Origin of the sequence: Cyclobacterium sp. (genome assembly GCF_014762705.1) — a bacterium.
Lineage (GTDB): Bacteria > Bacteroidota > Bacteroidia > Cytophagales > Cyclobacteriaceae > Cyclobacterium.
Window position 1 is genome coordinate 29,946 of sequence record NZ_JABURL010000054.1, and the last position, 19,593, is coordinate 49,538.

Below are 19,593 nucleotides of genomic sequence, written 5' to 3' on the forward strand. Positions count from 1 at the left end.
ATGGCTTGTTGGGAAAAAGAATCCGGCAGGGAAAGCCGATGAAACTCACAACTCTTCCCTGCTTTTTTCTTTGAAATTTAGATACCTTTTCTAATTAGAAGAGGCTGATGCCTACTCCCAGGGAGAAGTTGGTTGCGTCTAGGTTTCCACCTTCTTTTTGGGTCACCCGAGCCATATATAACCGGCTTTGGATATCCAGGGCCCATTTTTGACGTTGTAGCACTTCATATCCTGTGGAGAGCAATACGCCTTTTCCCCACTCGCTCTTCTTGGAATCCGCCTCGGACTCGTAGAGTGCTCTCATATCCAGAGAAGCACCATATCCTGCGCTGACCCACCATTTATTGGTCGCCCAGTATTGAATAGATGGGATGATCCCCTCAAAGCTTCTGTCTACTCCGTCGGACTCATAGATTTGTCCTACGGTATTCACATAGATGGCTGTTCGGGGAGATACAAACCAACCCATTTTGAGATTGGGAAGGGAGATTCCGCCACGCGTAGTTTTTTCGCTCATCCCATCGGTGAAGTGCAATACGCCTACACCTAAGGAAGCTCCGGCTGTGAACCCTTTTCGATTGGGTTTTTCCGTTTGAGCCTGAATGTTTAACGTGGTAATCAGGCCAATAAGGATGATGAAGATTTGCTTTTTCATTGTTTGTGTTGTTTAAGTATGATTTGTGTTTGTTTTAAATTGATAGTACAAATTTGGGCTTTCGGACCCGGCCAGTCGTCTTGAATTACGATTCGGGACGTTTTGATGAAATCCAGGACTTTTTGCCCATGGCATGTGCCATTATGCTTCTTTCGAGGATTTGAGCATGAAGTTGACCAGACTGACTCCTCCGCCTACGGCCATTCCTGTACTTATCCAGAAGGTGATTTGATTGTCAAAGTTCACCCCTAATAAACCCAGGGCAATAATTCCAATGGCTGTGCCGATGGCTACTCCCAGCATTGTCCCGATGGCGACACCGATACCTGTTCCCAGTGTAATTGCTTTGTTTTTCATTCTTGTTTGATTTAAGTTTTTGACTAATGATTGGGACAAAGTTGGGGTGAAAAAAGGCGTCAGTCGTCTTGAATTATGATTCGGGACGTCTTGGTGAAATCCCGGACTTCGGAATCGAAAAGAATTAAAAAGCGGACGGTTTAAGCGCTTTAAAAAAAAGATGCCAAAAAGAGGGTGGAATTCCTTTTGGCATTTTGGTAAGGGAAATCATGGTTGCTTTATTCAACGTAGGTTCTCCAGGTGTTCCCCGGTTAGATACGGTACGTTCTGACTGATTCGCTCTATAGGCCAGTCCCACCATTTAAGGTGTAACAGCTTCCCAATTTTTTCATCCGAAAAGCGCTTTTTGATTTCCCGGGCGGGATTGCCTCCCACAATCGTGTAGGGGGCCACATTTTTGGTAACCACCGACTTGCTGGCTATAATGGCTCCATCCCCAATTTGAACTCCCGGCATAAGTGTAGCTCCATAGCCGATCCAGACGTCATTCCCGATGACGGTATCGCCTTTTTGAGGGTAGCTTTTTCCTTCCATGGCTTTTTCCCAACCATTTCCAAAAATGGCAAAAGGATAGGAGGAGAGGGATTTTGATAGGTGATTGGCTCCGTTCATGATGAAGGTCACCTCCGAAGCGATCATGCAAAACTTCCCAATGATCAATCGGTCCCCGACGAAATCGAAGTGGTATTTGACATTCTTTTCAAAATTGCGAACATCCTCGAAGTCATCATAATAGGTGTAATCACCAACTTGGATTTGAGGGCTTTTGATCACATTTTTCAGAAAGCAAAGTCGGTCATAACTTGCCAAAGGAAAGGCTTGGTTTTTGTCTGGTCCTGTCATGATTTGATTTTTTTGGTTGATTCAAAGGTGGAGGAAAAAGTATAGCCAATCGTCCGGGTTTATGATTTAGGACTTATTACTGTCTAACTTTTCCAGATTAATTTGATTCTGATTCGGGATTGGCTTTCACCTGATTGCTGACCAAAAAGACCAAACCTGCCGATAATAGCATCAAGATAGCCATCAGCCAGCCGATCTGAGGATAGTTTAGCAGAATGCCGTCCACCCCCTGAAAAATAACCCATCCGGCAATCGCCGCAGCTATGCCTCCCGCCAACTGCTGAATAGAAGTATCAATGGCTAGGAAGGCACCTCGATCAGACTTTTTTGGAACTGCGGTAGCTAAGGCTGTTGCCGAAACCATTCGTGCATTTACCCCAAAAAACAAGCCCACATGTACAAAAATAATCCATTCGAAGCGCTGAATCGCTCCAGCCGTGTACACCACTACGGTAGCTATGGAAAGCAGGGTCCCAATAGCAAATACAGTCCATTTACCGAACCGATCGGCCAACTTTCCAAAAACTGGGGCAGCTACAAGGCTAGTGACTCCAACAGCCCCGTACACAAAGGGGAGTTGGCTGTCCGTTAGCCCTAGATTATTGGTGAGAAAGGCGGCGTTGAAGGTCATGAAAATTACGTCTCCACTCACAATCAGGATATTGGCACCATAAACTGTCCAATAAGATGATCTTTTCAAGTTGGAAATAATATGATTCCAAGGAGCGGAAAATTGGGAAGCAGGATTTTCCAATGGTCGAATAAGAAAAACCACAAATAAAAGCGCTAAAACTCCAAAACTGAAAATCATCCCATAAGCCATTTTCCAAGAAAAAGAACTGGCAATATAAAGGGATAAAGGAAGACCCATTACCAAACTAGCGGCAAAAGCCATTTGAATCCATCCCATCACTCGGCCCCTTTGTGACAGCGAAAATACATCCGCCACCATAGCGAAGCAAATCGAAGCAATCACTCCTCCGAAAGCTCCTGTGATAATTCGGGATGTTAAGAGCATGGGGAATGACGGAGAAAACGCACAAAGTAAAATTCCTATCAAAAAACCAGTGTAAAATACCAGTAGGAAGGATTTTCTTTCAAACCGATCCGCATAGCCTGAAGCCAGCAGCGCGGAAATTCCAGCACTCAGTGCATAGGCAGAGGCAATCAGTCCAAATTCTTCAGTACTAAGCTGGAGTTGTTTCAAAAGTGTACCGCTCAACGCAGGAAGCAGCATGTAATCCAATACGACAGTAAAAAGAAGACCCGCAAGTCCCAGAATGACCAGTTTTTGGTAAGAAGTGAATCCTTCCTTTTCAGTCATGAAAAATCAGTTTTAATGGGCTTTGACCCAAGCTTTTGGGGTGAGGCCAGTTGATTTTTTAAAAAAGTCATTAAATACCGATTTGGATGTAAATCCACTATCGTATGCCATCCCCAATAAGGTGATGTGTGCATTGGCCTTGTCAGTCACCTTTCGTTGGAAAATCGCCAGGCGATGGGAATTGACATAGTCGTTGAAATTTTGACCCAACTTCATATTGATAAGCCATGAAAGCTTATTTGGGTGTATCTCGATCTGTTCGGCCAAAGATCGTAAAGTCAGATCGGTGTTGGTCACTACTTCTTCTAAGGCCATTTTTGCGCGTAGGCTTTGAAGAAAATGTTCGCATTCCTCCTCGGACATCTGACTGTTTTGGGCAATGACCAATTGTTGGTTGGAGGGATGTTGGCGATGCGCTTTATGGTCTTGAAAATTCATCTGACGATAGATTTCCTGAAATCGCCTGTCTTGCCGGATATTATCCCAAACCCACCAGTATTTCAGGCTGACCATCATGCTTGATTTTTCTTCCAGACCTTTCTGAAGGAAATGAATAGCCTCATCAGGTCGGTTCATCAGGCTGTACAAGGCGGCCGGATCACATGGATCGATGTAGTGACTGTTTTTCAGTTCCTCAAGCACCCCTTCGGTTTCGCCGCTGAGCACTTTTACAGTCATCTGGTCCAGCTTGACCAGGCCCTCGCCGTTCGTCAACTCGCTCGCCCGGTCAAGGGCCTGAAGGGCTTCTTCAAATTTCCCCAAATAGCCCAACACCAACCCTTTCCAGCGAAGGGCCTCACTAAAGTTGGGGTCAATACGTAGACTCTCTTCAAAAGCAGGAAGGGCATCTTCAAAACGACCTGAGAGATAATAGCATAGACCCAGCCACCAAAAGCTGATGATGTGGAGGGGGTCCCGTGACAGATTTTCCTTTGCGATGGCAATGGCCAGGTCGTAATCCTTTTGGATAAAAATGTAATAGTTGGTGATGAAATCGATCTCGTTGTTCAGTCCTGCGGCTACTGCTTGATTATAGGATTGGATAGCTGCTTCCCAATTCCAATCATGAAACAGGTGGACGTAAGCCATCACTTTGTGCGCACGCATATCTTTTGAATTGATAGCCAATGCTTTTAGCGCATATTCTCTGGATTTCTGAAATCCTTCTTTAGCTGAAATCAGATTGAAGCCTGCATGGTGAAGATAGGTTTCACCGATATAGGCATAAGCTTCAGTAAATTCGGGATCTAGCTTGGTAGCTTTCGTAAACAAAACCAAGGCTTCTTTGACATCGGCCAGGTCTTTCCGCTTGAAGTGATGGCTTGCTTTCAGGAAAAGATCGTATGCTTCCGGATTTGTCGTTTTTGCGGAAACAAGGCTGTCCTCGATTTCCAGGTGTCCAAAATTTTCCCGAATCCGGTCAGCTACCAAAAGGCTGATTTCGTCCTGCAAATCAAAAATATCCTCTAAAGTCCGATCAAAGGTCTCTGACCAAATGTAAAACCCGTTGTCTGTTCGGATTAACTGCACAGCAATCCGCACCCGGCTTCCGGCTTTTCGGATGCTCCCTTCAATGATTGAGGATACTCCCAGTTTATTTCCGATGATCCGGACGTCTGGTTTTTGATTCTTAAATACAAAGGAAGAAGTGCGTGCGATCACTTTCAGCCCCTGGATTTTACTCAGTGCATTGATAATTTCCTCAGCCATGCCATCAGAAAAATACTCGTTTTCCGGGTCTGAGCTTAGGTTGTCAAAAGGAAGTACCGCGATTGAGCGAATATTCATTTAACGATTAAAGGTACCAAAGACTGGTGTTTTTTAAATTACAATATTCCTAAAGTTAAAACCTCCTGAAATTTTTGCCAAAAGAAATTGCTTAAAAAAAGGAGAAATGTATTTTTTATATTTCTTGCTGCCTCGAGTCTGGTTTTTCAACCGAATCCGATTTGGGTTATCGGTAAAGCTAATTTGAGCATCATTTTCTCTTTTAATTTTCATGTGGTAGTAGTGGGGGCTGCAACTGCCCCCGTACTTAAAGTTTATCCGGTTTGCGATTCACCGATAGAAGGGTTTCCCACCTGAAGCTTTGCGTTCATTTACAGAATGTGGGCTGCCATCCGGTGTTACATACCATAAATGCAATCGGAAGCAGGAAAAGATGATATTTCTTTTTTGTCATCTTTTTTCCAAAAGTCCCGAATCTCACCAAAACGTCCGCCATTACATTTTGGGACGACTGACCCTCCCGGAAAGCCCACATTTGTCCCATCAATTTGAAACAAACACATGTCCTATTTAAACACGCTAAAAATGAAAACCGTATTAACATTCTTTCTGACAATTGTGACACTAAGTGCATTTTCACAAAGCAACCTTCAAACAGGTGAAAATACCGGAGTAGACTATAAATACAGAATTAGTTTGCCCGGGATAACCGTTCCCCAGTTGTTTACCAAATCTTGGGATGACCGGACAAATACGCAGCATATCGAAATCCATGTTAAGCGTATCATGGATAATAAGAATATCGTTGGTTTAAAGTTTGCTAGCTGGCGTTTATTCCAACCTATGGGAATTCTTTGGTGGGATGGGCTTCTGGACAAAGTAGAGTCCGGAACGGAATTTTATCCCGGCCACATGCGGGAAACCGGGATTGGAATAAGCTATCAACGCATGTTGTGGAAAGGATTATTTGCTACTGTTGAAGTGTTGCCACAGTATAAAACCTATTTGGATGAGGATAACAACAAATTAGGAAATGGCTTTAAACTATACAATTCTCTCCATTTGGGTTACCATTTGGCCTTTGGGAAGAAAAAACGATTTTTCGTTGAGCCACAGGTTCATTCTCAGGTTTGGCTTTTTGATACCAACACGCCGGATGAATTTAAGGCCTTGGATAATAAATGGAAGAACTACTTCCTTTTTGAACCCAATTTCTATTTCGGCGTGAACTTCTAAATGATGTGGCTACTGAAATGGCTGAAATGGCCCTACCTAATTATTTATAAAGGAAAATAAAAAAACTAATGCAAAACAGCCTATCCATCCGACAATCCCGGTAAACAATTGCACTAGGCTGCGATTAAGACTCAGATTTATTGAAGTCCCCTGCAATCGGCATAGGAGGCACGCTTGGGAAACATTTCTAGATAGGGGGCTATGGTTATTAAACCCCTTCATTTGAAATTCAGGGTATCCACTTTCAGGCTGGATATAACGCCAAAATATACGTTTTCTTTTAAAGTAATAAGCACCTAACCCCATTTAGAATTCGGGAGTTAGATGCTTATTATAGTTTAACGATATGCTCATGGGGCTACAACGGTAACCTTTCCTACATCATAGACGATTTGCTTATAATCAAAGCCCTGATAACCGTGATTGGTAGCTAACACGGTGACATCAAATTCCCCGGCCGTTTTGTACGTGTAGGCTGCATACCATCCCGTTTCACCAAGGGCAGTAGTAAGACCACGTGCTTTAACTAAGCCGTAATCCTGATAGCGGTCACTTACAATCAACACTGGGTTTCCAAACATGTCAATGGAATCCGTTTCGCTATTTTTCATTTTCATAATTCTTCTTTCTCCTCCTGGCCATACCGACGCAATATCGGCCTCTGTATCTACAACAAACTTCATCGGCATGTTGACTGTTGGTTGAGTAATAAGGGAATCATTTCCGTCTATGTCCGACATATACATCTTCACATCGTTCACTTTAGGGTAGGGAACAATATCCTCCTCCAAACAGGAAAAGAAGGTGATGGAGGTAACCAAACCTATAAGCACAGAATATTTTATTTTTTTCATATCTTTTTTTTCTAAGGGCAGATCCATTAAGGCCTGCCAATTGATTTTTGATTTCTTATCCCATATCAGATCAATACCCCGGATTTTGGACCAGGGAAGCATCTTTTTCTATCTCATTAACAGGAATTGGCAGAAGCAGTTGATACTCTTCTATCGGCTCCGTCGTATAAATCTGAGTATCATAGACAATTGGAGTCATTAAAGCGTAAGAAATCTTTTCAATGGCCTTACCTGTTCTGACCAAATCGAAAAAGCGGTGGCCTTCAAATGCCAATTCCAATCTTCGTTCATGAAGGATTCGCTCCAGATCCAACTGGTCGGCAGTGATGCCATTAAGGCCCGCTCTTTCTCGCACCATATTGATATAGGTAATCGCCTCATTCGGTTGGTTCATTCCATGCAGGGCTTCAGCATACATTAACAGGGCATCAGCATACCGGGTGATCATGTAATTATTGTCGGTGCCGGTGATATCGTACTGAGACAAGGTACTTTTCTCAGGAACAAATTTTTTAGGCCAGGGTTGTAGTTCCGGGCTTCCCCCCAACAAAATTCCTGAATCCAATGTAGTGGTGTAACGGCTCCAATCCGGATCACTGATCCAATCGTCGTCTGCTACAAATTCCTGAAGAAAATTGAACATGATTATCGGACCCCCACCTGATGCAATACCGTATCGGTATCCGTTTTCGTTTGTCATCCATTTGAAAAGGAAATTCGGTTGGCCGGCAGTAGCATTATAATTTACTTCGAAAATAGATTCGTCATTGAATTTATTCTCAAAAGTGTGAATCTGGGAAAAATCAGATAATAGGGTATAATTACCTGCCTCCTTATCAACAATTAACCGTTTTAGGGCTTCCGCTGCTTCTGAGTGATTTCCCTGAAACAAATGTGCCTTTCCCAGCATGGTCAGAGCTGCTCCTTTAGAGGCCCTTGCCTCCTCGCCTTGAAGATCTGCATCGCCCTTCGAAAAACAATTGGCGACGGCCGTTTCGAAATCAGGAATGATAACTGTATTGTATATTTCACTTACAGATGTACGTCCTATGCCAATAGCAGATGAAGGATCATTCAGCCTTTCCACCACTTTCGGCACATCTCCATAAAGCCTTACCAGGTTAAAATAGGCAAGTCCGCGAAGGAAACTGGCCTCACCGCGGTACGCATTTAGCAATGCAGTCTCTGCGGTGCTGGCGGGTACATAATTGTTGATAATATCAATGATGTTATTGGCATTGACGATTATCTTGTAATGATCCCGCCACAAGCTAAACCTGGAGTTACCACTGTTTTTCTTGAACAGGTAATCGTTGCTTTGGGAATTGACAACTCTTCCGTCATCTGCAATGATTTCAACGTATTGGGGAAGTTCGTTCCGGGAATAAATGGACTGCAAGGGTTCATAACATGCAATTAAACCTGCCTTGATCTCACTGGGATTGTTGAAAAAAGCCCCCGTCGACAGGGTATCTTCCGGCTGCGTGTTCAAGAAGTCCTCCGAACAGGAAATCAGAGTAGCAGCTAATATGAGCAGTGAAAATAATTTCTTCATAAGATAGTATTTTTATAAAGATAAATTGATTCCAAAAGAAATAGTCCTTGCCAGGGGATAGGCACCACGGTCGATTCCCTGAGAAAGTGCAGAATTCCCCTGAAAGTTTACCTCTGGGTTATAGCCTGGATATTGAGTAAAGAAAAACGCATTTTGTACGCTCAGGTACATACGTAGATTGGCGATCTTGGCTCTGCTGGCAATTTTATTGGGCAAAGTATAACCCAAAATCACGTTCTGAATGTTTACGTAAGTACCTTTGAAAACCAAACTTCCCGAAGCGCTGGCCCCATCGGAACTTTTTCTGATTGGAGTAGCATATATCGCATCAGTTTGGTTAGGCCTCCAATAATTTTCAAAATATTCAACGGTCATACTTCTTCTTCCTCCCCCTCTTCCCAGCATGCTTTCAAATTCCACCATAGAGAGGTCACCACCTTGTACTCCATTTACCTGAACCGAAAGATCGAAATTTTTATAGCCGAAATCATTGGTCATACCCCACACAAAATCGGGATTATTCTGGCCAATAACGGTCTGATCGGCCGCAGAAAGGATACCGTCTCCATTCACATCTGCCGCCTTGGGTGTTCCCGGATTGGACCTGTTAGCCCATATAGACTGCTGAGGATTGAAAATAGGGGAAGTTTTTACATCTTCCCAATCATCGAATGCGCCGAGATTGTAATAGCCCCAGATACCTGCCAATGGTCTGCCTTCGCTTGTATAGCCATTGTTGGTGATGATGGGACGTTTGTCTTTTCCGAGATCCAAGACCCTGTTGCGGTAATAGGATAAATTGGCACTGGTTCTCCAGTTAAACAGCCCGGTAACATTTCGGGTGGTAATGGAATATTCAAATCCCCTGTTTCGCATAGAGCCCACATTGGCCATGTAAGAACCAAAACCGGTAACGATCGGCAACGGCATATTAAATAACATGTTGTCGGTCTGCCGGTAGAAGTAATCCACACTGAACATCACCCTGCTGTCTAATATTTCCAGGTCGGTCCCAATACCATAATCAGTGGTTTCTTCCCACCCCAGAGAGGGGTTGGCTACCTTACCATCTACATAAGAAGGGGAAATAGTAGAACCCGAACCCAATACATAAGCACCTGAATTCAAAGTACTTAGCGCAAGGTAATTGCTGATTCCGGCATTACCAATCACACCCCAGCCACCACGGATTTTCAGATCGCTAATATATCGTCTCAAGGGATCAAAGAAACCTTCATCTGAAGCACGCCAGGCGACGGAAAAGGAAGGGAATACTCCCCACTTATTATCTTCACCAAACTTGGAAGAGCCATCACGACGGATACTGCCTGTAAAATAGTATTTGCTATCATAATTATACATTACCCTGGCAAAACTACCAATCATGGTTTCACGGGACTGATTTGTCCTCGCATCATTTTGTCCGTCTACGACGGTAACACCCTGATTAAGGGTAGGGACTAAATCTGTGGGATAATCATATTTGTTCATATAGGAACTCCTATAAATTGCTTCATCTACAGAGTATCCCATCATGGCATTCAGGGAATGGTTGCTGAATTTCTTGGCATAAGTCAGGAAGTTTTGGGAATTCCACATGAAGTGATTGTTCATTTGATGGATACCCCTCGACCTGGAGAAAGGTTGTTGGGTAGTGGGCATTGAGTTGGGAAGAAAATAATCCCTTTCCCAGAACCTGATCTGCGTATGAAACTCTGACCGGAATGTCAGGTCTTCTAAAAGCCTGAATTCACCATATAGCGTTGCCAGGTTTTTGATGGTTTTTCTAGTATCCTTGATCTTGAAGGTGGACAATGGGTTAACAGCAAAATCCAAATTCCAAAACCAAGGGTTTTCGTACGTCGATTCAGTACCATAATAATGTGGGACACCGTTTTCATCCGTAGGCGCCCAAATGGGAGGTAAAGCCAGTGCATTGTAAAAAGGATTGTTGCTGGCACCACCTTCCGTATTGGACAAAACATCAGTCGTTTCAATGGACGGAGCAAGCATAAGGCCTAACTTTAACCATTCGTTTACCTTCATGTCTATATTGGCTCTCATGGAGAAACGTTCATACCCTGAAGCCTTGATAATCCCTTCCTGGCCGAAATAGCCACCGGATATCCTATAGTTTACATTGTCAGTACCGCCTGCCGCAGAAAGTTGGATATCATCCACCCGTCCCATTCGACTGATCACATCCTGCCAGTCGGTATCATGAGGGCTGTTTTTGGTGGTGTCGGTAACGGTGATCCATCTATAGAACATTTCGTAGGGATCCTGCATGCCTTCTTTGTTTCTGGAAAAGTTTCTCCAGTTGGAAATCCTGGTTTCGTCAGAATCCGTCCATTGCCATAGAGGGGCTTCAGGATTATTGGTGCCAAAATTGGGATCCTCAATGATGTACGCCGCTGCCCTGGATTCATCCATCATTTGCAAAAATTGATCTCTATTCAACACATCCACCTTGTTAAGCATCGATTGAATGCCTGAACTGGCATTCACTGAAATGGTGGGTTTTCCGGATTTTCCCTTTTTTGTAGTTACCAAAATCACACCATTTGCAGCCTGTGTACCATAAATGGCACTGGAAGAAGCATCTTTCAATACCTCAATGGATTCAATATCTGAAGGGTTAATGGAGTTTAATGGGTTTTCTGTTTTATTATAACCCTCTTTTATGGGGAACCCGTCAATAACGATCAATGGACTATTACTGGCATTGATGGAGCTTACACCCCTGATCACGATATTTGAACCACCACCAGGAGCGGTATTGTTGTTTGAAACCCTAACACCGGCCATCCTGCCCTGAATGGATTGGGCAAAGTTTGAGTTTGGCCTGTCTTTGAGATCTTCTGAAGAAACCGATGAAATGGCCGTGGAAATATCCCTTCTTTCTTGGGTTCCATAACCAATGACCACTACTTCATCTAAGGCAGACAATTCTTCATTCAAGGTTACATCGATGGTGCTTTTATTCCCCACGACCACCGATTGGCTTTCAAAACCTATAAAAGAGAAAACAAGGGTAGAACCTTCCGGAACCGTAATGGAATAATTTCCGTCCAGGTCGGTAACAGTTCCATAGGTAGTGCCAGGAACGGTCACCGTCACTCCGGGAAGGGATAGGCCTTCATTGTCCACGACCGTTCCCTGGATTACCACATCAGCCACCTTATTTGACCTGGTAATTGACATAGCTGTTGATGTTAATGCTGGATTACTTGTTGTAAAATCCATTCCAAAAACGGAAGCATTTTTAGGAATGGGAGGTGTAGCGAAAGCCATTTCCTGGGCGCTAGCATTGGTCGCAAAAAGCAAGACCATTGCCATGCCAAATGAGGCTTTCCCTATCCTCGCTGAGAGGATTGGGATTCTTTTTTTCATAAATATTGGGTTGTTGTTAATCAAATAATGAAATGATGCCCTCTATTTCGGACATTTGAAAAACTTTTAAATTTCGTTAAGAGTGCCGGTATTACTTTTTATGCTTTTTTTGTAACCATAATTGAACATTTCTCTTTTAATTAAAAATACTAAAACCTCCCGGATAACACACCCTTGCTCCATCCGGATGGAAACTGGATATGTGCTAATCTGTCTTTTCAGAAATTCAATAGGACGGAAACGTATAAAATACAAACATGAAAAATATTGCCGTTCTATTTTAGTGTTGGCAATATTAGTTAAAATATTTTTAAAAAAAAGAAAAAAAACTATTTTGTTAAATGGTGATCTCATGTAATATTATGGCTACTTAGATGGCTACTTCCCAAATTAATACATGAATTTGAGCCTGCCTTCCGGACGGGCAGGTATCTCACCTTTTAAAACAAATAATAAACACATGAAATCGAGCCCGCTTACCGGACAGGCAGGCATCTGACAGCTAAAAATCAAATTATAAACAGATGAAATTCAATAAGACTATACTATCAGCTTTGGCCGGATTATTCTTTTTTGCCGGACTTATAAGCTGCAATGAACAACTAAAGGAATCTGCCATACCCAGGGTATTAATCAGTTCGGACATTGGTGGAACTGATCCTGATGACTTTCAGTCCATGATTCACTTGTTGATGCACGCAGATCGATTTCAGTTGGAAGGCTTGGTTTCATCACCTTATGGAGAAGGTTCTACAACGGATTTTCAGGACATGATTGATTTATATGAAAGGGATTACAGCCAACTCCATTCCCATGCCCCGTCACTTCCGACTCCAAAATCTCTGAGAGAAATAACCAAGCAAGGGCAAAAAGACGCGGCACCTTTCAAAGGATTCACTACTCCAACCGAAGGATCAGAATGGATTATTAACTGTGCCAAGAAGGAAATAGATCAACCTCTTTGGGTTTTGGTTTGGGGAGGGATTGAGGACCTGGCGCAAGCACTCCATGATGCTCCTGAAATCAAAGAAAATATCAAGGTTTATTGGATCGGAGGTCCAAACAAGAAATGGAGTATCAATGCCTATTCTTATATCGCAGAACATCACCCGGACCTCTGGATGATCGAGGCAAATTCAACGTACAGAGGATGGTTTATGGATAATGATTCTCCTGATGATTTGGGAGGAGATGCTTATTATGAAAATTACATTCAAGGACGGGGAGCATTGGGGAAGGATTTCATCAAATATTATGAAGGTAACCTAAAAATGGGCGATACTCCATCCCTGGTTTACCTTATGAATGGAGAACCTAATGACCCTGCAGGAGAAAGCTGGGGAGGAAGTTTTGAAAAGATCGATCGTAGTTCCAGAAATGTTTTCATGGGTGGAAGTACAGTGGAAGATACCGTGGCGGCATATTCCACTATTGAGTGGAGATTTGAAGGGCCAGAAATAACTATTCCTGAGGATTCTGTAGTGTTCGAAATAGAAATTCAAAATCAAACATGGCCAGGATATTATCTTGGAAAAGGAACTTATGGAGTTAAATACTCCTCTAAAAAACCTGAAACCGGAACTTATAAAACTAGTAGTGACATCGCTGAATTGGATGGACTGGAAGGAGCATATGTCAGTATAGTGCCCTGGCCGGGTAAAGCTACTTCAGATGATTATCAACTAGGTTCTAATTGGTACAGTGACCGGCAAAATCCAGGACTTTATATCGAGGATCAGCAAGGAGCAAAAACCATCTCAAAATACAGACGGGAGTTTTTAACGGACTGGGCAGCGCGGTGGAAATGGCTCGAAAAGTAATTGCAGCTATTTCAAAATCAAACCATTAATCCTACACCTTAATTATGAAAAGCATCAGTTTAATGGTCGTGTTAAATATAATTGTCTTTAGCCCTGCCTTCTCTCAGCAACTTGCCTTTACCACTGCTGAAGGATACCGAAAGTATTCCAAAGTCGGTCGGGGAGGGACTGTGTATGAAATCACCAATCTGGATGATAGTGGAGAGGGAAGCTTAAGGGATGCAGTTGAGACTACCGAGCCTCGGACTATAGTCTTTAGAGTTTCTGGAACGATCGCTTTGGAAAGTCCTCTGCGCATCAAAAAACCCTATATTACCATTGCTAGCCAAACAGCTCCCGGAGATGGGATTTCTATTAAAAAGCACCCCCTCATGATCGATACTGATCATGTGATCATCCGGTATTTGAGGGTAAGGCTGGGGAATGAATCAGGTGATGATACCGATGCTATTTCCAGCAGATATACCAAGCATATTATTTTAGACCATAATTCTGCAAGCTGGAGTGTAGATGAAACCATGTCAATTTACCATTGTGATAGTATTACGGTCCAGAGGAGCATTATTTCGGAAAGCATGTACAACTCTAATCATATAAAAGGAGCTCATGGGTTCGGAGGAATATGGGGTTCTAATTATAGTAGTTATCACCATAATCTTCTTACCCATCATGGTAGCCGAAATCCAAGAATGGCTTCAGGTTCAGGATAAACGGATTATCGAAATAATGTAGTCTAAAACTGGGGGTATGACAGCACTTACGGAGGAGAAAACCAGCAGGTCAATAATCCAAAATTTGCATTTTCTACCATCATTATGGTTGCTAACTATTACAAACCAGGGCCAGCTACCGAGCCAGGTGAGCTTCGTCATAGACTAGCCAACCCAACAATGTGAAATTCAACTAGTGACTTTGGCCAATGGTATATAGCTGATAATGTGATGTAAGGAAACGCAAAAGTCACTTCCAACAATTGGGACGGTGGAGTTCAGCCTCAAGGTGGAGATGAAAACTTGAAATTCGTGAAACTTGAAAAACCATGGAATGCTATGCCTATCCATCAACAAATCGCAGAAGAGGCATTTAACTTAGTTCTTGAGAATGCTGGTGCTGCATTGCCCAAAACAGATAAAGTGAATACCCGGATAGTCAATGAGACGAAAGGTGGATTTGCAACATACGAAGGCGCTACCTATAGACAAAAACAAACCTTATCTGACCCTACTAAAAAGTCAGGAATTATAGATACTCAAAATGATGTTGGCGGTTGGCCTGAATTGATCAGTTTGCCAGCACCAAAAAACTCCGACCAAGATGGAATACCCGATGAATGGGAAAAAGCAATTAATCTAGATCCCCAGGATCCGGAAGACCGAATTCTGCTTCAAGAATGATATAATATGCTGGAAATGTATTTGAATTCAATCAAATAGTAACCGATCAGGAATATTTAAACGCCCGATTAAACCCAAATCAGATTTTAATTATAGCTGTGGATACTCAACTCCACTGAGGGGCTTCAAATCATGAAAAAAGTAAATCTTTCTCTATTTCTTATACTATTCCTCTCCAATAATCTTTTTGCTCAGGAAGGTATAAAGAAAGCTCCTTCAAAGCCGAGAATAGTGGTTTTGACTGACGTTTCCACTTGGGAAACCGATGACAATGAATCACTTGTTCGTTTGATGGCACATGCTGATCTCTTAAAGATTGAAGCCTTGATTTTTACTACCGGATGGAGTTTGGATAAAACCCGGGAGAATTTTATGGGTCTTATTCATACAGCAATCGATGCATACGAGGATACTATGATGGTAGCATTTATGACATCCCTGTGTTTTCGGTCATATCCGGAAAAGATGCTTTGGCTGTCAGCAAAAGGTATGTATCCCAAACCAATCCAGATCCTCAAGAAGATGATGGAGAATTGACTGTTTTTGAGTTTAAGGATGGAAAAATTTTCAGAATAACGGAGTATTGGTAGGTATGGGTTTCACCAATCCATTTTCTTTTTCATCCGGCTAAAAAACTCTGGTGTAACTCCAAGGTAGGAGGCAACCAGTTTTTGGGGAATTCGGGTTTCGTATTTCCTGAACTTTTCATGAAAAGCGCGATATCGCTCCTCACCAGACTGGCTGATGGTCTCTAAAATCCGCTCTTGAAAAGACACAAAAGCACGTTGGGTGATGATTCGAAAGAATCGCTCCAGTTGAGGAATTTGTGCATACAGCTCCTCCAAATCTTCATAGGAAAGCTCCAAAACGGTACTTTCTTCCAAAGCCTGAACATTGAAAATGGCTTCCCCTTGCGTAATGAAACTTTTCAAATCACTGATCCACCAGCCCTCAAATGCAAATTGGATAATATGGTCTGTTCCTTTGGCATCGGTAAAGTAGGCCATGACCGATCCATCCAGTACGAAATTGGTCACTTTGCTTTTTCCCCCGGCAAATACCAAAAATTGACCCCTTTTGAATTTGCGGGTGCTGAGTTTTGAAAGAATTAACGATTTCTCTGAATCAGATAGTACAATATGCTTTTCCAGACTTTGCCAAAGGAGTTCAGGTTCCATCTTGATCTAGGTTAAGTGAAAGTCTTAATCAAGGTCATTCGACAGGGATTGTAATTGGCGGACCTTTGAAAGGTAATTATAAACCAAAAAATGCATATAACATGAAAAAGTGGATGATCATTTCCTATTTTCTTACCTGTCAGGTGGGAATAGGGCTAGCTCAGGATATTTCTTCTGAAAGGGTTGGGAAAAGTCCCTGGGGACCTGAAGATGAAATCGGGACGCTCAACTTAATGACCGAGCAAAGTCGCTTGGAGGTATTAAGTCGAATTAGTTCTGGTAAGATCTATGATTTAAGTGTGGAGTACTTTGTGGGCATGCCGAGCTTTCATGCCTTAGGAGATCCCGCCTACCAGTTCTGGATGACCCATACTCCTAAAGGTACCCTGACTGATAATCCCAATGGGTTAGGGGAGGCCATGAATTCCAAAGTGAGCTATACGGGGGATGCCATTTCCATGTATACCCATATGGGTACCCATATCGATGCGCTCAACCATTTTGGGCTGAATGGAAAAGTATGGAATGGCTTTTCTGCTGACGATTTTTTAGGGGATAAAGGCTGGAAAAAAACCGGTGCTGAGACTATCCCTCCTGTTATTGGTAGGGGAGTCCTAATTGATATTCTGGTTTTGAAACAAGTAGATCAACTTCCTGATAATTACAGAATTGACTCCTCTGATCTGAAAGAGGCTTTGGCAAAACAAGGTGTGAGCTTACAGAGAGGTGATATTGTCCTAATCCGAACTGGGCAAGCTCGGCACTATGAGCAGGCAACCAAATATCTCGATCAGTATCCCGGGATCAATTTGGATGCTGTAAAATGGCTCGTAGAAGATCAGGGAATAATGCTACTTGGCGCAGATAATTTAAGTTTTGAGGCGTTTCCTCCTGAGCGTGAGGATAATTGGGTACCTGTCCATACCTATTTGTTGGCTGAGAAGGGGGTGATGTTTATTGAGCAAATGAATCTGGAAAGTCTCGCTGAAGATGGAGTCTATGAATTTGCCTTCATCGGAACTTCTTTAAAGTTAAGAGGTGCTTCAGCTGCTCCCATGCGACCAATTGCAATCCCAATAAAATAGCCTGGTTATGGAAAATCTTCAGTTGATAGGATTGGCATTTGGCGTTGGGATTCTCATTGTCATGCAGGGAAGTTTAAATGCCCAGCTCGGTGTTAGGCTTGATAATGCGCTTTTGGCATCCTCGATCAATCTCCTTGTAAGCGGGGGTTTAGCGGTTCTGGTCTTGCTTTTTGCTTCCCAAAATCTTCCTGCTTTGAGTAAGCTACAAGCGGTCCCCATGTATTTGTTGTTCGCCGGTGGTATTCTCAGTTTTCTTGCAATTACTTCATTCTACTATGTGATTCCCAAAATCGGCATCGCTACTACCGTGGCCTATGGATTGAGCGGCCAATTGATTTTTGCAGGAGTCGCCAGTCATTTTGGATGGTGGGGTTTGCCTGTTGAACCCATTACCCTAAAGAGATTAATGGGAATTGCACTGATGATATTTTCTGTTTCCTTGACCAAATCTTAGTCAAAAGATGCAACATCAAAATATTTTCAATCTCACCGAGCTCTGGAAACTGGGAGGGCTTAGTTCTGGAAAATTGGTTTCAGAAAAGGGCGTCTTCTCAGGTATAGCAAGCATCGGTGATTGGCCCAATAAACTATGGGTAGAGGGGGTATTGACTCCAGAAAAGCTTGAGATTCTTAACTCAATTGGAAAGGGAAAAGCGTTAAGCTTTGCCCTTTGGGAAGAAGGAATACAAGAAGAATTATTGACTGAAATTGGCTTTCAACCCACAATGGAATTAATTGGAATGTCTGGTGATTTAAAAAATTTTTCTCATTCAGATCAACTGGATGTCATTCTGAAAAAGATCAATACAGCTGAAGAAGCTATTACTTGGTCTAGGGTTTTCTTCGATGCCTTTGGATATGAAATTCTTTCCCCTACTGTTCTTGCCTTGAAAGAAAAGGTTCATTTCTACACGGCTTGGTTTAAAGGAAAGCCCATTGGGACCAGTATGGTTTTCATAGACTCAGCAGGAATTGCGGGGATTTATTCCATAGGCATTGCTCCTGCTTTTCGGGGGCAGGGTTTGGCAAGTCAGCTATTTAAAGCTACCCTTTCAGAAATCAAAAAAACAGAATCAATTAGGGCTATCCTTCAAGCTTCCGCCATGGGCTTGGGCTTGTATATGAAATATGGCTTTCATTCTGATTTTAAAATCAGGTTTTACAAACGATAAAAAAAGAAAAAGAAATGAATTTGATAGAAACATTGAATTGGCGATATGCCACAAAGAAATTTGACCCGCAAAAGAAAATTGATTCGGACAGTTTAGAACTGCTTCAGGAGGCCATTAGGCTGTCAGTTTCCTCCTATGGTCTTCAACTGTACAAAGTTTTGATTATTGAAGACCCGAAAGTCAAGAAACTGCTTCGGGAAGCTTCCTGGGATCAGTCTCAAATCATGGATGCTTCTCATCTATTTGTTTTTTGCAGTTACAACCAACACTTCACCGAAGGTATCGATTCTTTCATCAACCTTTTGCAAGACGGAATAGATGAATCCAAAAAAACCGGAATTTTAGCTTATGGAGAAACTATCAAAGAAAGTGTTAACCAAATGGAAGAGTCAAAGAGACAGGCTTGGTCGGAAAAACAGGTCTATTTGGCCATGAATAACCTGTTGATTGCAGCCGCAGAACTTAAACTGGATGCCTGTCCTATGGAAGGTTTTGAAGCTGATAAATATGATCAGATTTTAGGATTACGAGAACAGGGTTTGCATGCAGTTTTAGTGGCGCCTGTAGGGTTTCGTGCAGCTAATGATTCGGCACAGTTTCGGAAGAAAGTCAGGAGAAGCAAAGAGGAGCTATTTGAGATAATTTGATAAAAAAAGGAAACCGATGGAAATATAGAAGCTGGTTTTTCAAAGTGGAAACCTGGAAGAAACGCTATGGTTTTATCATGAGAAACTGGGGTTTGAGCTTCTTTTCAGAAATGAAAACGAGTTTGGTTTCCGTGTGGGGTTTTCGGAATTGGTTTTTGAAACAGCCCCTGTTGGGTCTTCTTCACACTATCATTTTGTCTTCCTAATCCCAAGTAATTTTATTGAACAAGCTTATCAATGGTTAATGGAACGGAGGCTGTCCGAAAAGGGCAGCCTTTTTTATGCGGCTATTTTTCCGGAATATTCGGAAAAGTTTGAATCTCCAATATTTCGTAGCACTGATAAACAATAA

18 protein-coding genes are annotated in these 19,593 nt (G+C 42.5%); 9 read left to right on the forward strand and 9 right to left on the reverse strand.

What is annotated here, in order from left to right; all coding sequences use genetic code 11:
- Nucleotides 1-94: 94 nt before the first annotated feature.
- The 5 genes from HUJ21_RS10395 to HUJ21_RS10415 all read right to left on the reverse strand — a co-directional run bounded on the left by HUJ21_RS10395 (nucleotide 95) and on the right by HUJ21_RS10415 (nucleotide 4,967).
- Nucleotides 95-655: a hypothetical protein gene (locus HUJ21_RS10395; RefSeq protein ID WP_291369487.1), complete on the reverse strand. Its 561-nt coding sequence runs from the start codon at nucleotides 653-655 to the stop codon at nucleotides 95-97.
- A 141-nt stretch (nucleotides 656-796) separates the two neighbouring features.
- Nucleotides 797-1,012, reverse strand: a complete 216-nt coding sequence (locus HUJ21_RS10400; protein ID WP_291369489.1) for a hypothetical protein — start codon at nucleotides 1,010-1,012, stop codon at nucleotides 797-799.
- Between the two features lie 222 nt (nucleotides 1,013-1,234).
- Nucleotides 1,235-1,855 carry a CatB-related O-acetyltransferase gene (locus HUJ21_RS10405; RefSeq protein ID WP_291369491.1) on the reverse strand — a complete coding sequence of 207 codons (621 nt, stop codon included), beginning with the start codon at nucleotides 1,853-1,855 and terminating at the stop codon, nucleotides 1,235-1,237.
- Nucleotides 1,856-1,952: 97 nt separating this feature from the next.
- Complete coding sequence (locus HUJ21_RS10410) at nucleotides 1,953-3,179, reverse strand: MFS transporter (RefSeq protein WP_291369493.1); 1,227 nt, start codon at nucleotides 3,177-3,179, stop codon at nucleotides 1,953-1,955.
- A gap of 12 nt (nucleotides 3,180-3,191) precedes the next feature.
- The gene (locus tag HUJ21_RS10415; protein WP_291369495.1) at nucleotides 3,192-4,967 is read right to left on the reverse strand and encodes a tetratricopeptide repeat protein; all 1,776 of its coding nucleotides are present in this window, start codon (nucleotides 4,965-4,967) and stop codon (nucleotides 3,192-3,194) included.
- Nucleotides 4,968-5,492: 525 nt separating this feature from the next.
- Between HUJ21_RS10415 and HUJ21_RS10420 the strand changes: the two genes are divergently transcribed.
- Complete coding sequence (locus tag HUJ21_RS10420; protein ID WP_291369497.1) at nucleotides 5,493-6,143, forward strand: hypothetical protein; 651 nt, start codon at nucleotides 5,493-5,495, stop codon at nucleotides 6,141-6,143.
- A gap of 350 nt (nucleotides 6,144-6,493) precedes the next feature.
- On the opposite strand, the gene HUJ21_RS10425 is transcribed toward HUJ21_RS10420, so the two are convergent.
- The 3 genes from HUJ21_RS10425 to HUJ21_RS10435 are packed head-to-tail and all read right to left on the reverse strand — an operon-like array spanning nucleotide 6,494 to nucleotide 11,945.
- The gene (locus HUJ21_RS10425) at nucleotides 6,494-7,099 is read right to left on the reverse strand and encodes a hypothetical protein (RefSeq protein ID WP_291369499.1); all 606 of its coding nucleotides are present in this window, start codon (nucleotides 7,097-7,099) and stop codon (nucleotides 6,494-6,496) included.
- Complete coding sequence (locus HUJ21_RS10430; RefSeq protein ID WP_291369501.1) at nucleotides 7,068-8,552, reverse strand: RagB/SusD family nutrient uptake outer membrane protein; 1,485 nt, start codon at nucleotides 8,550-8,552, stop codon at nucleotides 7,068-7,070. Before HUJ21_RS10430 ends, HUJ21_RS10425 begins: the two co-directional genes overlap by 32 nt.
- Nucleotides 8,553-8,564: 12 nt before the next feature.
- Complete coding sequence (locus HUJ21_RS10435; RefSeq protein ID WP_291369503.1) at nucleotides 8,565-11,945, reverse strand: TonB-dependent receptor; 3,381 nt, start codon at nucleotides 11,943-11,945, stop codon at nucleotides 8,565-8,567.
- Between the two features lie 524 nt (nucleotides 11,946-12,469).
- Between HUJ21_RS10435 and HUJ21_RS10440 the strand changes: the two genes are divergently transcribed.
- From HUJ21_RS10440 to HUJ21_RS10455, 4 genes are all read left to right on the forward strand, one after another.
- Complete coding sequence (locus HUJ21_RS10440) at nucleotides 12,470-13,765, forward strand: nucleoside hydrolase-like domain-containing protein (protein WP_291369505.1); 1,296 nt, start codon at nucleotides 12,470-12,472, stop codon at nucleotides 13,763-13,765.
- 44 nt (nucleotides 13,766-13,809) lie between these two features.
- Nucleotides 13,810-14,475, forward strand: a complete 666-nt coding sequence (locus HUJ21_RS10445; RefSeq protein ID WP_291369506.1) for a hypothetical protein — start codon at nucleotides 13,810-13,812, stop codon at nucleotides 14,473-14,475.
- Between the two features lie 312 nt (nucleotides 14,476-14,787).
- On the forward strand, nucleotides 14,788-15,159 hold the full coding sequence (locus tag HUJ21_RS10450) for a hypothetical protein (RefSeq protein WP_291369508.1): 372 nt from the start codon (nucleotides 14,788-14,790) through the stop codon (nucleotides 15,157-15,159).
- A 132-nt stretch (nucleotides 15,160-15,291) separates the two neighbouring features.
- The gene (locus tag HUJ21_RS10455; protein WP_291369510.1) at nucleotides 15,292-15,696 is read left to right on the forward strand and encodes a nucleoside hydrolase-like domain-containing protein; all 405 of its coding nucleotides are present in this window, start codon (nucleotides 15,292-15,294) and stop codon (nucleotides 15,694-15,696) included.
- Nucleotides 15,697-15,758: 62 nt separating this feature from the next.
- Here HUJ21_RS10455 and HUJ21_RS10460 read toward each other — a convergent pair whose 3' ends face one another.
- Nucleotides 15,759-16,337, reverse strand: a complete 579-nt coding sequence (locus HUJ21_RS10460; RefSeq protein ID WP_291369513.1) for a Crp/Fnr family transcriptional regulator — start codon at nucleotides 16,335-16,337, stop codon at nucleotides 15,759-15,761.
- 101 nt (nucleotides 16,338-16,438) lie between these two features.
- On the opposite strand from HUJ21_RS10460, the gene HUJ21_RS10465 reads away from it, so the two are divergent.
- The 4 genes from HUJ21_RS10465 to HUJ21_RS10480 are packed head-to-tail and all read left to right on the forward strand — an operon-like array spanning nucleotide 16,439 to nucleotide 19,241.
- Entirely contained in the window at nucleotides 16,439-17,422 is a 984-nt protein-coding gene (locus HUJ21_RS10465) for a cyclase family protein (RefSeq protein ID WP_291369515.1), read from the forward strand.
- A 7-nt stretch (nucleotides 17,423-17,429) separates the two neighbouring features.
- Nucleotides 17,430-17,876 (forward strand): DMT family transporter, encoded by a 447-nt coding sequence (locus HUJ21_RS10470; RefSeq protein WP_291369517.1) that lies wholly within the window; start codon nucleotides 17,430-17,432, stop codon nucleotides 17,874-17,876.
- A gap of 7 nt (nucleotides 17,877-17,883) precedes the next feature.
- Complete coding sequence (locus HUJ21_RS10475) at nucleotides 17,884-18,594, forward strand: GNAT family N-acetyltransferase (protein ID WP_291369519.1); 711 nt, start codon at nucleotides 17,884-17,886, stop codon at nucleotides 18,592-18,594.
- A 14-nt stretch (nucleotides 18,595-18,608) separates the two neighbouring features.
- The gene (locus tag HUJ21_RS10480; RefSeq protein ID WP_291369521.1) at nucleotides 18,609-19,241 is read left to right on the forward strand and encodes an NAD(P)H-dependent oxidoreductase; all 633 of its coding nucleotides are present in this window, start codon (nucleotides 18,609-18,611) and stop codon (nucleotides 19,239-19,241) included.
- Nucleotides 19,242-19,593: the final 352 nt, after the last annotated feature.

Excerpts from the sequence above, each read along its gene's own strand:
- HUJ21_RS10410 (WP_291369493.1), bottom strand. The coding sequence starts at position 3,179 with ATGACTGAAAAGGAAGGATTCACTTCTTACCAAAAACTGGTCATTCTG.
- HUJ21_RS10415 (WP_291369495.1), bottom strand. The coding sequence starts at position 4,967 with ATGAATATTCGCTCAATCGCGGTACTTCCTTTTGACAACCTAAGCTCA.
- HUJ21_RS10465 (WP_291369515.1), top strand. The coding sequence starts at position 16,439 with ATGAAAAAGTGGATGATCATTTCCTATTTTCTTACCTGTCAGGTGGGA.
- HUJ21_RS10460 (WP_291369513.1), bottom strand. The coding sequence starts at position 16,337 with ATGGAACCTGAACTCCTTTGGCAAAGTCTGGAAAAGCATATTGTACTA.
- HUJ21_RS10480 (WP_291369521.1), top strand. The coding sequence starts at position 18,609 with ATGAATTTGATAGAAACATTGAATTGGCGATATGCCACAAAGAAATTT.
- HUJ21_RS10430 (WP_291369501.1), bottom strand. The coding sequence starts at position 8,552 with ATGAAGAAATTATTTTCACTGCTCATATTAGCTGCTACTCTGATTTCC.
- HUJ21_RS10455 (WP_291369510.1), top strand. The coding sequence starts at position 15,292 with ATGAAAAAAGTAAATCTTTCTCTATTTCTTATACTATTCCTCTCCAAT.
- HUJ21_RS10400 (WP_291369489.1), bottom strand. The coding sequence starts at position 1,012 with ATGAAAAACAAAGCAATTACACTGGGAACAGGTATCGGTGTCGCCATC.
- HUJ21_RS10425 (WP_291369499.1), bottom strand. The coding sequence starts at position 7,099 with ATGCTTCCCTGGTCCAAAATCCGGGGTATTGATCTGATATGGGATAAG.
- HUJ21_RS10405 (WP_291369491.1), bottom strand. The coding sequence starts at position 1,855 with ATGACAGGACCAGACAAAAACCAAGCCTTTCCTTTGGCAAGTTATGAC.
- HUJ21_RS10395 (WP_291369487.1), bottom strand. The coding sequence starts at position 655 with ATGAAAAAGCAAATCTTCATCATCCTTATTGGCCTGATTACCACGTTA.
- HUJ21_RS10435 (WP_291369503.1), bottom strand. The coding sequence starts at position 11,945 with ATGAAAAAAAGAATCCCAATCCTCTCAGCGAGGATAGGGAAAGCCTCA.
- HUJ21_RS10440 (WP_291369505.1), top strand. The coding sequence starts at position 12,470 with ATGAAATTCAATAAGACTATACTATCAGCTTTGGCCGGATTATTCTTT.
- HUJ21_RS10445 (WP_291369506.1), top strand. The coding sequence starts at position 13,810 with ATGAAAAGCATCAGTTTAATGGTCGTGTTAAATATAATTGTCTTTAGC.
- HUJ21_RS10420 (WP_291369497.1), top strand. The coding sequence starts at position 5,493 with ATGAAAACCGTATTAACATTCTTTCTGACAATTGTGACACTAAGTGCA.
- HUJ21_RS10475 (WP_291369519.1), top strand. The coding sequence starts at position 17,884 with ATGCAACATCAAAATATTTTCAATCTCACCGAGCTCTGGAAACTGGGA.
- HUJ21_RS10470 (WP_291369517.1), top strand. The coding sequence starts at position 17,430 with ATGGAAAATCTTCAGTTGATAGGATTGGCATTTGGCGTTGGGATTCTC.